This window comes from Leptospira perolatii (assembly GCF_002811875.1).
GTDB lineage: Bacteria > Spirochaetota > Leptospiria > Leptospirales > Leptospiraceae > Leptospira_B > Leptospira_B perolatii.
Window position 1 is genome coordinate 49,570 of record NZ_NPDZ01000015.1, and the last position, 15,460, is coordinate 65,029.

The window sequence follows — 15,460 nt, forward strand, 5'->3', positions numbered from 1 at the left end:
TGCTTAAGAAAATAACCCAATTGTAAAATGTTTTCTTTTCCGTTTTAATCTATGATTTTTGCCCTATTTCGCCTAACTGCTAGTTTATACGCAAGTTCGTCTAAGCCCTTCCCGAATAAATTAGCTGAATCTTTTATCCAAATCATTTTGAAAGAAGAAAGGAGAAAGGTTCATTCCACAACTAAAAGTGTAACCTGTGTCTCCGGTTTAAAGTGTTACCTATGTTCGCGGAATCTCCCCGCCCTCTTTGGGTGGGGGGCTGGTGGTGGGAAAACCGCAGCGTCGTTCCCGTCCATCTATCAGAAAAACTGCATTTACGCAAGTAGTTTCTTGTGAGCGTTGTAGGAGCTCCTACGTTGCTTCTCTCAAAAAGAAATTACTGATTCGTTTCCTCAGGAGGCAGGATTTTTTCTACCCAGAGAGGCCTGCTTCCAACGATTTCTTTTCCAACTAGGAACGAAAGAATATATCTTCCTTCGCGAGGAAAGACCGCATGTGGAATCGGAATGCTAATTTCGACAGGCTCGGCTCCGTTGTTCACCCGAATAGTCCCGCCAACACCCATGGACTTCTCTCCAGTCTCTGCGTGTTCGAGCTCCAGGGAAAACTCGTGATCTCCCGGACGAAGATTTGTTACGCAAACATAAATTCCCCAAGGAGGAAACACTACAGGAAATTGTTGAGCGAAGAACTTCGTGAAGGTTCCGATAATTCCTCGCTTTCCGTTTTCTTCAGTGATAACTCTATCAGCAAAAATTAATGCTAATAATACGGGCTCGCTCACTAGGCTAGGAATGCGTCCTGAACCAGTTGGTCCTGCTCCTGTAAGTGAACCTTCATATGACCTGCCGCAGGACTTGCAGACTCTTTTCTACCTGCGTATTTCAGTCTTTGTCCGTTCGGAAGTAGTTCCTCGATTCTATCTCTTACAAAGAACCAAGCTCCCTGATTCTTCGGCTCTTCCTGACACCATACAAAAGTTTTTGCATTCTTGTATGTTTTCATCAAATTCTGAATTTCTTTTTCAGGGAAAGGATATACTTGCTCCATTCTTACAAGAACTGTGTTTTGAATTTGGTTCTCTTCCCAGTATTTAGAAAGATCATAACAAACCTTACCGACACTGAAGATGATCTTCTCTACTTTCTCTGCCTTGGCAGGAGAATGACCGATCACTAACTCTTGGAAGGCACCGTGTAACAATTCTCCAATCGGAGATAATGCTCCTGGAAAACGTAGCAGTGATTTTGGAGTAAAGATAATCAAAGGTTTTCTGTAATTTCTCAACATCTGACGGCGGAGCAAATGGAAGTACTGCGCGGCAGTCGTACAGTTGGCGACCTGCATGTTTTGGTCTGCGCAAAGTTGCAAGAACCTCTCCATCCTACCGGAACTGTGCTCCGGTCCTTGACCCTCGTAGCCGTGAGGAAGCAAAATCGTAAGACCGGAGAGTCTTTGCCACTTCACTTCGGAACTAGACAAGAACTGGTCAAAGATCACTTGCGCATTGTTCGCAAAATCTCCGAACTGGGCTTCCCAAATTACAAGCGCATTCGGATCGGATAAAGAATATCCATATTCAAATCCTAAAACAGAATATTCGGAAAGCGAGGAGTTGATGATCTCTGCTTTTGCCTGGGCCGGAGAAATGTGATTCAAAGGAACGTATTTTTGGCCGCTGTGTATATCGACCAAAACTGCGTGACGGTGAGAAAAAGTACCCCTTTGGCTGTCCTGTCCTGAAAGACGGATCCGGAAGCCGTTCTCTAGAATAGATCCGAAAGAAAGAGCCTCAGCCATTCCGTAGTCCAAAGGAATCTTTCCATCCGCCATTTCCTTTCTACTTTGTAACAATTTTACGAGCTTAGGATTCGGAGTGAATCCTTCTGGTACAGTTGTAATCGCGTGAACGATACCGTTGATCTGCTCAGACAATAACTTAGTAGCTGGCTCGCTATCCAGTGGATCCTTGGAGTATCTAGCCCAGACACCTCTCATGGTATCCACTTTCATTTTTACGTCTTGCTCTTTTGCTCTTTGGAAAGAGTCTTCTAAGCCTTGCGCGGAACCGTTCTTAATAAAATCTACTTCATCCTGAGTGATATCGCCTTCCGAAAGTAGCTTTTCTTCCAACAATTGGGCGGTCGTCGGATGACTTTTGATCACGGAGTACATCTTAGGCTGAGTGAATGCAGGCTCGTCCGTTTCGTTATGGCCTAATCTTCGATAACATATCAAATCTATAATAAAGTCTTTTTTAAACTTCTGACGATAATCCATCCCTAATTTAGTGACGCGATAGACCGCCTCAGGATCGTCTCCGTTGACGTGTATGATCGGGATTTGGAATCCTTTTGCCAGATCAGTTGCATACAGTGTAGAGCGAGATTCTTCCGGGAGAGTGGTGAATCCGATCTGATTATTAATCACTATATGAAAAGTTCCTCCAGTTGTATAACCGTCCAGATTCATCAAGTTTAGGGTTTCTGCAACTACGCCTTGGCCTGCAAAAGCAGCATCTCCGTGGATCACCACAGGCATATATTTAGATCTGTCCAAATCACCATACTGCTCTTGTCTTGCACGAATGGAACCCGCGACTACAGGATCTACCGCTTCCAAGTGGCTTGGATTAAACGCTAAAGAAAGCTTCACTTCCTTTCCGGCAGTAGTCATTTTACTATTAGAATAACCTAAATGGTATTTAACGTCGGCATAGCTTGCTCCATCTTTCGCAGCCTTTTCTTCGAATTCTGCAAAGACTAAAGACGCAGGCTTTTCGATAATGTTCACAAGAACGTTCAGTCTACCTCGGTGAGCCATACCGATTACCAAACCTTCCATGTGGTATCTTCCTGCTTCCTCAACGATGGTATCGAGCATCGGAATCATGCTCTCTCCGCCTTCGAGAGAAAATCTTTTTTTACCTACGTATTTCTTCGCGAGGAAGGTCTCGAAATGGTCTGCTTGGAAAAGTTTCTCAAACAGCCTTAGTCTAGCGCTCTTTGGAATTTGCGCGTGGAATTCCGCTGATTCTAATTGCTTTTGGAGCCACTCTCTTTCTTCATCGTTTACTAAATAATAATGCTCGACACCGATTGTATTGCAATACGTCTTCTCAAACCAATCGACTACATCTCGTAGTTTAGCTCTTCCTAATGTAGGATTATCTGTTTCTACAACCGTATCTAAATCCGCTTCACTCAAATGTCTTAATTTCGAATCGATAAAATCTCGGTTCGGTTGGTGAAGTCCAAGTGGGTCCAGTTTTGCAGCTAAGTGTCCTTGCCTTCTGTATGCGTTCAGCAAGTTGATAATCCCCATCTCTCGGATGGAACCAGCTTGCGCGTCGGTAAACGATGTAGCGACTGCGGCTTTTCCGTTGCCGTTTCCGTTCGTTACCGCGCCGTTTCCTACATAGGAACCGTTTGTCTCAACTTCTTGGAAAAATAATCCCCACTCTTTATCGATAGCTTTCGGATCTTGTTTGTACTTTTGGTACAGTTCCTCAAGGAGAACACCATTTTCCCCGTAAAGGGCCATTAGTTGTTCTATCTTCATCGTAAATCTCCCTCAGGCGTGGATCGCCCACTTGTCAACGGCCATCGCCGCTTCTTTAATAATTTCAGATAGAGTCGGATGCGCATGGAACGATCTTGCGATATCTTCTGCAGAGGCTCCGAACTCTAGAGCCACAGCCAATTCAGCAATCATATCTGAAGCCCTTGGCCCGCAGACGAAAGCTCCTAAGATTTTGTCCGTTTTTTTATCCGCCAAAATCTTGACCTGGCCTTCTGCCTCATTCATCGCTTTTGCTCTCGCATTTGGCTTAAATAAGGATCTTCCGATTTTATATTCTACACCGGATGCTCTTAATTCTTCTTCGCCTTTTCCGACCCAGGCCATTTCCGGCCAGGTATAAATAATGAAAGGAATTGCGTCGTAATTCACATGGCCTGCTTGGCCAGAGATTTGCTCCGCCAGTGCCACGCCCTCTTCTTCCGCTTTGTGAGCGAGCATAGGACCGTCGACTACGTCCCCGATTGCATAGATTCCTGGAACGTTTGTTCGGAAATGAGAGTCCACTTTAATTCTTTTTCTCTCAGTAAGTTGGACTCCTGCAGTTTCCAAACCGATCCCCTCTATAAATGGACGACGGCCGACCGCGACTAACACCACATCCGCATCTAATTCTGATTCTTTTCCATCAGGAGCAGAAATTTTCACCTTTGCAGATGTCTTATTACCCGATTTAGAAAGGTTCGCACCCAATACCTTATGCTCAAACAAGAACTTGATCCCCTGAGCCTCGAGGCTTCTTTGCAATAAATTTCCCATTTGGGGATCAATATTAGAGATCAAGCCCGGTAAAAGTTCTACGACAGTGACTTCGGCACCCAGCCTTCTCCAAACGGATCCGAGCTCCAGCCCAATGACTCCGGCACCGATTACGACCAAATGTTTTGGGACTGCCCTGAGGTCGATCGCATGGTCGGAAGTCACAATGGTTTTACCATCCACAGGAAGACTAGGAATATCGATAGGAACAGAACCTGTAGCTAGAATGATGTTCTTTGCTGTGAGTGTTTCTTTTTTGCCGTCGACCAGCGAGACTTCGACTTTTTCTCCACCCAGAAGTTTTCCAAATCCTTCGTATCTGGTGATCTTGTTCTTCTTCATCAAATAGTCAACGCCCTCGGTGACTTCTTTGACAACCTGGTTCTTTCTCTCTAGGAGCTTATTCAGATCCAGGGAAACCTTTCCCACACCGATACCGTGGTCCTGCGCTTTATGAAGAATTTTATGATATTCTTCAGAAGAATCCAATAATGCTTTGGAGGGAATACAACCTACGTTTAAGCAAGTTCCTCCTAAGGTTTTTCTCTTTTCTACGATTCCGACTTTTTTCCCTAACTGTGCCGCCCGGATGGCTGCGACATATCCTCCGGGTCCGGCTCCGATGACGAGAACGTCATAAACTTCAGACATTCTTAATATTCCTTATAGTTCCAATAATAACCGAGTTGGGTCTTCGATAGCTTCTTTTACTTTCACAAGAAACGTAACCGCTTCCTTTCCGTCGACAATTCGATGGTCATAAGAAAGCGCAAGATACATCATCGGACGGATCACGATCTGATCGTTCACGACAACGGCGCGCTTTACAATATTATGCAATCCTAAAATACCACTTTGAGGAGGATTCAAGATAGGCGTTGACATCATCGAGCCGTAGATTCCTCCATTGGAAATGGTGAATGTACCACCTTCCATTTCGGAGAGTTCTATTTTTCCATCCTTCACCTTTTGCGCAAGTCTTGCGATCTCTGATTCAACTTGAGCGAAGCTAAGCAGATCGGCATCCCTCACAATCGGAACTACCAAGCCCTTAGGACCTCCTACAGCGACTCCTACATCGTAGAAGTTCTTATAGACTATATCGGTATTTCTGATTTCAGCATTGATCGCCGGAACTGCGTGCAAGGCATGAATCGCCGCCTTAGTGAAAAAGCTCATGAACCCGAGGCCAACGTTATGCGCCTCTTTGAACTTATCCTTGTATTTATTTCTGAGCTCCATTACGGCGCCCATATCCACTTCGTTAAAAGTGGTCAGGTGAGCGGCGTTGTGTTGCGCGCTCACCAATCTTTCTGCGATTGCACGACGAAGTCTGGTCATTGGGACCACTTCTTCTCTAGGGCGATCCGTTCTGCGCGCTGCAGGAACAGCCTTCGGAATCGGCGCAGAAGCTGCGACAACAGACCCAGCAGCTAAACTTGCAGCAGAAGTAACTCCGCCGCTGGTCGCTCCGGGAGATGAGGATTTATTAGAAATAGCGAGTAATACATCTTCTTTCGTGATCTGTCCGTTTTTACCGCTTCCTTTAATAGAAGAAGGATTCAATCCGTTCTCTTCTATGAGTTTGCGAACCGCAGGTGAAAGAGTTTCGTTTGTTTGAGTTGTAGAAGTTGTTGAGGAAGTAACTGGTGTAGAGGTTGCAGAAGCGGAAGGTGAGGGAGAGGAGGTCGTGGTCGCCTTTGCGGCCGGGTCGATCAATCCGATCACTTCCTTGATCTTGACTGTGTCTCCGGGCTTTTTATGAATCTGCTGGAGAACACCCGCCGAAGGTGCCGGAACTTCCATGGTCACCTTATCGGTTTCCAGTTCTACCAAGACTTCGTCTTGTTCCACTCGTTCTCCAACTTTCTTGACCCAATTTGCTATTGTTGCTTCGGTAATGGATTCCCCCATTTCGGGGACCTTTATCTCAATGGACATCGATGATCCTACAGAGGCTGTTTATCTGTCCTCGGAAGGGACCGCCTCGATTTCACTTTTCGGAAGGGAAATAATTCTGTAAAGCGGTTTCAGTTTTTACACACCTAAGACCTGGAACGTTTAAAGTGGGTACAATTCGAATACCAAGTTAGCGTTAGAGCCGGCTTTTTCGGGAACATTTGGGGCGCCTCGGAGGTCTTTTTTCAATGGAGAATTCCAAAGGTGAGCAATTCCTTTTTTATATCGAAAAAGACCCCCGACCGGGCACCTTCGGGCTCGCGGAGCCCCGCTCGTCCGTTCCGGACTGCTTTGCAGCCCTCCGTATCCCTGGCGCTTTCGACACTCCCCGGACGTTTTGTCTCCAAGACTCCCCTTTTTTTGTACGGATCTCGAAACCGAACTGATAAGCGACATCATTTGGCTAAGATCCTTTTCCACTCTTCGGTATGGATTCTCATCCTCAGTTTGGTTCTAGTTTCGAACTCCGGTCTTCTGGCTAAAATCGCAAAAGCAAAAAAGAGCCTACAAATGGTCGTGGAACTTGCAAATTGCAAAGTCCGATCCAGAACCGTTAGCCTTCCAAATCCTTGGGAAAAAAAGGAATTTGAGCTGCAAGTAAAGGAAAGCATTCTTGCCGATTGCAAAAACGAAGACGGATCTATTTACAAATTTCTGATAGAAGAAGAATCATTCTTAAATGAAACCAAAGCCTACGAAAGATTTCCTAGGATCCAGGAAATTCCGCCCGACCTGAAAAGAAAATATGGCGAGCGAGCCGCAGCAAAGCACCCAGAGTTCCAGTTCAGAACAGGTTTTTTGCGTTACAATAAAGTATGCATACTGAGCGCATTCATTCCAATCAGTGACGAAGAATTGGAAAAATGGAAACTTAAACTAGAAAAAGAAATCCAACAACAGTAACCTATTTTCAGTATTACCTTACAAAGTATTCTTACCAAGGCATTTTAAGAAAATATGAATCAAGATAAAAAACACACCCCACAATTCAAAACTCTCTTCTGCTTAACGCTCTACCAAGGACTCAATTATAGATTTAGAACAGCATTCTTGGCTCTGCTTTTATTCTTCTCTCTAAGTTTAGTGTTCAATGTGCAAGCAAGCTCCTTGGATCCATCAATCTTAAAAGAGGGAGATATTATTTTCCACGAAAGTTTATCTAAGCAAAGTAAGGCTCTTAAATTGGCTACGAAGTCTAGATACACGCATATCGGAATTTTATTTCGCTTCGGCCAAGAGCTTAAAGTCTTGGAAGCGGTCGAGCCGGTAAGGATCACTGAGTTAGAATCTTTTATCGCCCGAGGAAAGAACAGGCATTTTGTAATCAAAAGACTAAACAATTTCGATCAGCACCTAAGCGACCAAAAAATTCAAAAAATGAAAGATTATGGAAGAAGTTTCCTGGGCCGACACTACGATCCTTTCTTTGAATGGAGCGATGAACGAATTTATTGCACGGAACTTGTCTGGAAAATTTATAAAAAAATAATCGGTGTAGAACTCGGACCACTATCTCATCTTTCCGACTTTGACCTTAGCGACCCATTTGTGCAAAAAATGATGAAAGCCCGATATGGCTCCAAAATACCATATCATGAAAACGTAATGTCTCCTTCGGATATGTTCAAATCTGAATTATTAGTTACCGTCATTGAGAAAAATTAGAACCTGCATATAAAAAGTGGGTCCGCAGACGAGCTGACCGCGGACCCAAAGTGCGTTCAGAGTCTTGCTTCGTATACGATGTTAAAAGGAGTTTCTGTAGCCCTGCGGAAATTTTTAAATCCGCTTTTTGTAACTACATCACGCATTCTAGCCTCGCCTGCCTGTGCCCCCAATCCAAGTCCTACTTCTTGGCTCAAGGAACTCGGAGTGCAGAACATGGTAGAAGCAGCATAATAGATCCGACCCACCGGATTAAGATTCTGCTCTAAATGATCGTGCGCAAACGGCTCTACGATGATCATAGTACCGTCACTATCCAAAGTCTCTTTTGCATGTGCCGCCGCACCGACCGGATCTCCCATATCGTGCAGACAGTCGAACATTGCTACAAGGTCATAGCCTTTACCTGGAAACTCCTTTGCTTTGGCCACTTCGAAGGTTACGTTTTTCAATCCCGCCTCTTTTGCTTTCTCTCTTGCCTTTTCAATGGAAGGGGTATGAGCATCGAATCCATAAAAATGAGAATTCGGAAAAGCCTGAGCCAAAATGATTGTGGAAGTACCAAATCCGCAGCCGACGTCAGCCACCTTTGCGCCCTTCTTCAATTTGCTCTCGACGTTTCCTTGCAACGAAGGTATCCAAGTCTGAATCAACTGAGATTGATACGTAGGTCTGAAAAATTTTGCAGTCGCACAGAATACATGCTCGTGTTGTTCTCCCCAGGGCACACCTTTACCATTTCGAAATGCTTGGATCAACTTAGGCACCCCCGCATACATTGCAGAGACTCCGTAAAATCCACCCATCAAATACGCAGGACTATCCTCGTTCAAAAGAACCTCTGCGACCTCCGGCGAGATGGAGAACTTTTTCTTTGCTGGATCATATTCTAGAAGCTCCGCGGCCGCTTGAGCCGAAAGCCACTCCCTTGCATAGCGCTCCGTTGTTCCTGTTTTCTTTGCTAGCTCTTCTGATGTGAGCGGGCCTTCTTTTAGAGCCGTGTAATAACCTAGCTCGTCTCCGATCAGGACCAGAGCACCTGTGTATGCCGCCGAAATCTCACCGAATATTCTTCCAACAAACTGCTCGAGCTTTTTCTCATCTATCTTCATGTTTTCTCCTCTTCGACAAATGCGAAGAACGAGAGTCCTTGAAAGATTGGATGCTTGTGCTTACGCAAATGTCTACATTGGCTTGCGTTTAAAAAAAGAGGGAATTCCTACAAATAGATTTTTTCTGTGAGGAGGGGGGATATCTGTTAAAGAAACGAGTGCTTCCCCCTGGGGAATTAAACCGGTAAAAGCCGAAAAACTTCAGTCAGTCTTGGGCTTAAACTTTCTCTCGGTCTTTCCGATTTCTTCGTCGCTGATCTGATACTCTTGCTGTAGAAACTCTCTAAAATCTATAGATTTATGGTGGTCTCTATCTCCGTCGCATTGGCGATTTCCTTGGACAGCTTTGGTCACACCTGCAATCGTGATCGGTTTCAAAGTAAGATTTTGTGTCACAGGACATACTCCTGGTTTTGGAGAAAGTCCGTTATACGCGCAGGTTCCACCGGATTGCACTTCATCTGGTGCTGGATCCTGACCGCTTTCATTATTGAAACTAGGATAGTTTTCTCCTCTATAAAAGCGATTGTACATTCTTCCCCAAATCGGCACTGCGAGCACGGACGCCGCTTGACCACGACCCAATGAAATAGAGCTCTTATCGAAGCCCATCCAAATCACAGTGGTCATCCTTGGATCAAAGCCACAGTACCACGCATTGGTAAAAGAAGAAGTGGAACCGGTCTTGCCTGCTGCGATTCCTCTATAATTTCCCTTTTCCGGATTTCTAAGACCGTCGGTAGCAGTTCCTGCCATCGCGACTTGCATCAGCATTTTTCGAAGAATATAGGATGTACCTTCACTAATGATCTGAATAGAGCCGTCTTCCCTTTCTTTCTCCAACTCTTCTCTTACTTTCAATTCTTCGTTATAAATTACGTTTCCGGATTGATCGATGACGTATCTGGTTGCAAAAGGAATTACATTCCGACCTTTGTTCGCCACGATCGAATAGCCGACTGCCATTTCCAAAGGAGTCAGTTCCGCGATTCCCAGCGCAAGCGCCGGACTATCTGGAAATCTACTTTTATCTGCTTTGGTCAATCTAGAAGCGAAATCGATCACCGGCTCCGCTCCGGTTCTCAAAAATACTTGGACCGAAACTATATTCAAAGAAAGTGATAGAGCTCTAGAGAGCGGAACCATTCCTTGAAAATCTCCGTCAAAGTCCTGGGGAGACCAGCCTTCTCCTTCTTCGGTCAAAGTAGTCAAAGGTGCGTCCATGATTCCGGTTCCGGACCCGACTACTCTTTCTTGGATCGCTGCACCGTATACAAAAGGTTTGAAGGACGATCCTGTTTGCCTTCTTGCCTGTACAGCGCGATTGAACTGATTCTTCGGAGTAAACTCGTAACCCCCGACCATGGTTTGGATATAACCATTGGTATGATCGATTGTTATCGCTGCACCTTCTACGTGAAGGTTCTTTCCAAAGACCGCAGATCTTTTTTGAAACTCAGTGAAAGCTGCAGACTCATTTTCCGCAGGAAGCAACAAACTCAAAGTGTCTGCTGCGTCGATTAGTTCCCTTTCTAAGGCTACCCTGAAATTAGCCTTATCGTCTAACTTGCTGATATACGGAACAGAAACCTGAAACACGCTGCCTAGCAAATTATAGAGTCCTACTAAGGATCTGTCGGCGCCGCCGGCATAATTTACAGTTACCCCCGAGACCAAGTCGTCATGTTTCTTAATCGCCTTTCTCATTTCTTCTTGAGCGATTTCTTGTTTACGGATATCTAATGTAGTATAGATTTTTAATCCTCCGTTATAAATCCGATCTTCACCGAGTTCTTTTAACAATTTTTGTCTTACGTACTCAGTAAAATGCGGTGCACGATTGAGCTTGGTTCCCCAAGTAGATTGAGAAGGAGATTGAGTGATTACAACCGGCCAATACTTGGCCCAAAATTCGTCGTGGATCGAAGCGATTTTCTCTTCCGGAACGTATCCTTCCTTCGCCATTAATTTTAGAACTTCTAAATGAGCCCTTTTGGAAGAAGCCGGATTTTTGTACGGAGAATAATCGACTGGAGCCTTGGGAAGCCTAGCGAGAAGTGCGGCTTCTGCTACATCCAAATCAGAAACATCTTTGTGAAAATAGACGTCTGCAGCCGATGCCAAGCCTGTGGTCCCGTGTCCCAAGTATATTAAATTAAAGTAAATTTCTAAGATTTCTTCTTTAGAATATTCCTGCTCGATCTGGAGAGTAAACAGAGCCTCTACGAATTTACGAATAAATGATTTCTTACGATCCTGCAAAATCGTCTTAGCTAATTGCTGCGTTAGAGTGGAGCCGCCCTGCTTGATTCGACCGGAGAGAATATTTACGATCGCCGCCCTTCCGATCGCCATAAAATCGATCCCGAAGTGATTAAAGAAATTGTTATCCTCTACGGACAAAAATGCCTGAACTACATGAGGAGGAATGTCCTGGTATTTTAAGAGTTGCTGCTTATGACGATAGAGCTCGGCAAATACGATTCCATTGATGTCGTATAATCTAGTCGGAGTTGTCGGCTGGTAAGAAGCGAGTTTCGCGAGCTCCTCCCCATCGTCCACTTCGGAAAGGATGTATCCGAAAAATAGTCCTCCCGCCATTGCAACGCCTAATAAAATTTTGATCGTCCGATGAATTCCGTCGCTAAACAAAGTCATTCGAATCTAAATCCCATTCCTTCCAGACCAAAGGCCCTATCCTTTACGCCAATATTAGAAGACTAGGTTTTGGCGTCATCCCGGATGAAACAAAATTCTGGATTGGAGTTGCCCCAAGAAAGAAGTTGAGAAAACTTGGGGCCGTATGGCTTCTTATTCCGCTGGATTTGGCCCGGAAATGACCCCTGTTGTCCGCAGGCTACTTTTTCTAAACTTTGGTGTATTTGCCTTAGAGTTCGTTTTGAGGTTTATTCCAGGCAGTGCTCTCGGACTCTTTTTGCAGATCTTCGGATTAACTCCTTCCTTGGTTTTGGGAAAATTTTTTGTCTGGCAACTTCTTACTTATTCCGTATTGCATGATCCGAATTCAGTCTTCCATATTTTATTCAATATGTTGTCTCTCTGGATGTTTGGATCCACTCTGGAAGCCTATTGGGGAGGAAGAAACTTCCTAAAATTTTATCTCTTTTCCTGCCTCGGCGGTGGAATTGTTCCGATCGTCGCACATCTTCTGGATTTTCCGCAAGGGACCATCGTAGGAGCCTCTGGAGGAATCTACGGTTTATTGGTCGCATTCGCTCTGATTTGGCCCAACCGAGAACTGTACTTCTTCGGAATCTTTCCTATAAAAGCAAAGTATCTGATCTTAATCATTCTACTTCTGATCGCGTTTACTTCCAAATCCAGCGGGGTTAAGACTCACGATGGAGGTGAATCCGGCGGGATTGCGGTTACTGCTCACGCGGGAGGAGCACTTTTTGGATTCTTATATTTTCTATATTATAATAGACTAAAGAATCGATTTTCCTTTTCTCTACCGTCCTTCTCTTTCTCGAGGTGGAGACAAAAAAGAAAAATGAAGCGCTGGCAAGAAGACATGAAGGAAAGGGAAAAAGCGAAGGACGAAGTGGATCGCCTTTTGGAAAAAATCTCTCAGGAAGGAATGGATTCCTTGAGTCGAAAGGAAAAGAAATTCTTGAAGGATGCATCGAGCAAATATTACTCGGATAAATAGCCGAACTTCGTTCTCAGATTGAAACCCACGTTTATCATAGATCAAACTTCCGTCAGAACTCCTTACTACAATCTAGCCTTGGAGGAAGCGATCTCTCTAAAGTTAGTTTCCGAAGGCTTTATCGGTGGTCTTAGATTCTGGGAAAACCCAAGATCGATCGTGATCGGCTTGTCCGAAAAACCGGAAAGAACAGTAGGACCTTTTTATGAATCCTTTTTACAAAATAGGAAAGAACAACCCTTCCCCAAAAAACCGATTGATTCAGAAACAGTATACATTGCAAGGAGAGCCAGCGGTGGAGGGACGGTAGTACACGAGCCCGGATGGAACTTGAACTTTAGCATCTTTGTTTCACTCAAAGAAAAGCCTGAATTATTTCCTGTAGGGAACTCCTACAAAACTTTGTTAGGGCTCGTGTCCAACGCATTAAGAAATCAAAATATTCAAAGTAACCCAAGGGGAAAATCAGATCTTGCAGTTGGGCAAGAAACCGAAATGCAAACCTGGAAAAAGATTTCAGGTAACGCTCAGTTTAGAAAGAGGGACTGTATTGTGCAGCACGGCACATTGATACTGGACCCCAGGCTGATCGAACTTGTAGGAAGTTATTTGCCTCATCCTCCTGAAGAGCCTGACTACAGAAAGGGCAGAGATCACAAAGAGTTCGTTACTTCCCTTCCTCCCGAATTCAAGGTTGGAAAATTCAAACAAGACCTCGCCCTTTTATTTGCCGATTATCTGGGGGTCGAGAAAATAGGTACAGGGAAGGAGTTCCTTCCGTTTTTAAGAACTGTTTTTTTGGACGCAGACCGCCTTTTCAAGGAAAAGTATGGCACAAAAAGATTCCTAACTGGAGAAGAATAAATCATGTCGACCCAAAGCACTATTGAATTAACGAGGAATCAACATATGAAGTATCTACCTGACCAAGACCCGGAAATCTATCAGGCTTTAGTCGCAGAAGATAAGCGACAAGAGGACAATCTCGAAATGATCGCCTCTGAAAACTTTGTTTCCAGAGCGGTACTCGAAACTTATTCCTCCACTCTAACCAACAAATACGCTGAAGGATATCCTGGAAAAAGATACTACAACGGATGTCATAACGCGGACATCGTAGAAACTCTAGCCATTGAAAGAGCCAAAAAGTTGTTCGGAGCAGAGTATGCAAACGTGCAACCGCATTCCGGGGCCCAAGCAAATATGGCTGTATTCATTGCGACATTGGAGCCAGGCGATACCTTCCTCGGAATGAACCTTGCTCACGGTGGACACTTGACTCACGGTTCTCCGGTAAATATCAGCGGTCGTTATTTCAAGCCAATCGCATACGGAGTAGACCCTAAAACAGAGACGATAGATTATGATTCCATTGCAAAACTCGCTAGGGAACACAAACCGAAATTGATCGTCGCGGGAGCATCTGCATATTCCAGAACGATCGATTTTGCAAAATTTGCGGAGATCGCAAAGGAAGTAGGTGCTAAACTAATGGCGGACATAGCACATATCTCCGGCTTAGTCGCAACTGGGTACCACCCTAGCCCAGTAGGAATTTTTGACTACGTTACCACCACTACTCATAAAACACTTAGAGGACCTCGAGGTGGACTGATCCTATCTACATTAGAAAATGAGAAAGTCCTAAATTCGCGAGTTTTCCCGGGAGTCCAAGGCGGACCTTTAATGCACGTGATCGCGGCGAAAGCGGTAGCCTTTAAGGAAGCACTTCAGCCAGATTACAAAACTTACATTGAAAACGTATTAATAAATGCTAAAGTTCTTGGCGAGACATTTGTAAAGAGAGGATTCAGAGTGGTTTCTGGTGGCACTGATAATCACCTGATCCTGCTGGATGTTTCCGTAAAAGGATTAACCGGAGCGAAAGCATCCGACGGTTTGGATGAAGTCGGCATCACCGTGAACAAGAACGCGATTCCATTTGATAAGAATCCTCCAGCGGTTGCTTCCGGAATTCGACTCGGAACCCCAGCTCTCACAACGAGAGGACTTAAAGCAAAGGATATCGAAAAAGTGGCGAACTTAATCAGCGACTTTTTGGACAATCCAGATGACGAAAAGACTCAGGAGAAAGTAAAGGGAGGAGTTCGAGAAATTTCTCAGCAATTTCCTATGGATAGATTTCGTTTAGACTGAAGTCTATCTAATCGCTCCTTACCTGTCTTCGGGTTTTTTGACCGATCAGTTCTAGGAACATAATCTAAAGCTTGCCATCGAAAATCGCCTAAGAATATATTAGGCGATTTCTGCTTTCTCTCCTTTTCACAGTTTGTTTCCGATTTTTTAGTTTTCGTTCATAAAATTCCCCTAAAAATCAAATTTGGATCGACTTCTTTCTAATTTTAGAGCAAGCCGAAAGGATATGATTTCGAAAGGATGTGAAAGCAGATGAAATCAATCTATGCTCTGCCTGTTCTGATGATGGGCGTATTCTTTTTGTCCCTGGGTTGCACGAACTATGGACTCGGAGATAATAACGGAGACAACAAAGATAAATGTAAAGCCGCCAGCGTTGCTTACCTGTCTTGCGTGAATGCAAATCCTCCACCAAGTTCTGCTTGCGATACTGCTTACCTCGGTGCACTTGCAGTTTGCGGTGGAGGTGGTGGAGGCTCCGGCGGTGGTGGAGGCGGCGGAGGCTATTAATTAGTACTAGGGATTTTATTTTTTGGGGCCCCACCCTGCTTTGGGT

General features: G+C 44.6%; 12 protein-coding genes. 6 read left to right on the forward strand and 6 right to left on the reverse strand.

The features are described 5' to 3' along the window. Positions 1-376 precede the first annotated feature (376 nt). Genes CH373_RS16715 through odhB form a run of 4 tightly spaced genes read right to left on the reverse strand, consistent with a single transcriptional unit; the run spans position 377 to position 6,279 of the window. On the reverse strand, positions 377-784 hold the full coding sequence (locus tag CH373_RS16715) for a DUF6941 family protein (protein WP_100714924.1): 408 nt from the start codon (positions 782-784) through the stop codon (positions 377-379). Further along, positions 784-3,561, reverse strand: coding sequence for a 2-oxoglutarate dehydrogenase E1 component (locus tag CH373_RS16720; RefSeq protein ID WP_100714925.1), 2,778 nt, complete (start codon positions 3,559-3,561; stop codon positions 784-786). Before CH373_RS16720 ends, CH373_RS16715 begins: the two co-directional genes overlap by 1 nt. A gap of 12 nt (positions 3,562-3,573) precedes the next feature. Next, a complete protein-coding gene (gene lpdA / locus CH373_RS16725; RefSeq protein WP_100714926.1) occupies positions 3,574-4,989 on the reverse strand; it encodes a dihydrolipoyl dehydrogenase in 1,416 nt (471 codons plus the stop codon). A 12-nt stretch (positions 4,990-5,001) separates the two neighbouring features. Beyond that, complete coding sequence (gene odhB / locus CH373_RS16730; protein ID WP_100714927.1) at positions 5,002-6,279, reverse strand: 2-oxoglutarate dehydrogenase complex dihydrolipoyllysine-residue succinyltransferase; 1,278 nt, start codon at positions 6,277-6,279, stop codon at positions 5,002-5,004. A gap of 417 nt (positions 6,280-6,696) precedes the next feature. Between odhB and CH373_RS16740 the strand changes: the two genes are divergently transcribed. Beyond that, positions 6,697-7,200, forward strand: coding sequence for a hypothetical protein (locus CH373_RS16740; protein ID WP_100714929.1), 504 nt, complete (start codon positions 6,697-6,699; stop codon positions 7,198-7,200). A gap of 54 nt (positions 7,201-7,254) precedes the next feature. Next, the gene (locus CH373_RS16745) at positions 7,255-7,962 is read left to right on the forward strand and encodes a YiiX family permuted papain-like enzyme (protein WP_100714930.1); all 708 of its coding nucleotides are present in this window, start codon (positions 7,255-7,257) and stop codon (positions 7,960-7,962) included. 56 nt (positions 7,963-8,018) lie between these two features. Here CH373_RS16745 and CH373_RS16750 read toward each other — a convergent pair whose 3' ends face one another. Continuing rightward, the gene (locus CH373_RS16750) at positions 8,019-9,074 is read right to left on the reverse strand and encodes a class I SAM-dependent methyltransferase (RefSeq protein ID WP_100714931.1); all 1,056 of its coding nucleotides are present in this window, start codon (positions 9,072-9,074) and stop codon (positions 8,019-8,021) included. A 201-nt stretch (positions 9,075-9,275) separates the two neighbouring features. Then, the gene (locus tag CH373_RS16755; protein ID WP_100714941.1) at positions 9,276-11,726 is read right to left on the reverse strand and encodes a penicillin-binding protein 1A; all 2,451 of its coding nucleotides are present in this window, start codon (positions 11,724-11,726) and stop codon (positions 9,276-9,278) included. Positions 11,727-11,877: 151 nt separating this feature from the next. On the opposite strand from CH373_RS16755, the gene CH373_RS16760 reads away from it, so the two are divergent. The 4 genes from CH373_RS16760 to CH373_RS16775 all read left to right on the forward strand — a co-directional run bounded on the left by CH373_RS16760 (position 11,878) and on the right by CH373_RS16775 (position 15,414). Next, positions 11,878-12,747, forward strand: a complete 870-nt coding sequence (locus tag CH373_RS16760; RefSeq protein WP_100714932.1) for a rhomboid family intramembrane serine protease — start codon at positions 11,878-11,880, stop codon at positions 12,745-12,747. Positions 12,748-12,765: 18 nt separating this feature from the next. Then, positions 12,766-13,611 carry a lipoate--protein ligase family protein gene (locus CH373_RS16765; protein ID WP_100714933.1) on the forward strand — a complete coding sequence of 282 codons (846 nt, stop codon included), beginning with the start codon at positions 12,766-12,768 and terminating at the stop codon, positions 13,609-13,611. Positions 13,612-13,656: 45 nt separating this feature from the next. Continuing rightward, positions 13,657-14,904, forward strand: coding sequence for a serine hydroxymethyltransferase (glyA, locus tag CH373_RS16770; protein WP_100714934.1), 1,248 nt, complete (start codon positions 13,657-13,659; stop codon positions 14,902-14,904). 252 nt (positions 14,905-15,156) lie between these two features. Beyond that, positions 15,157-15,414: a hypothetical protein gene (locus CH373_RS16775; protein WP_100714935.1), complete on the forward strand. Its 258-nt coding sequence runs from the start codon at positions 15,157-15,159 to the stop codon at positions 15,412-15,414. Positions 15,415-15,460 lie beyond the last annotated feature (46 nt).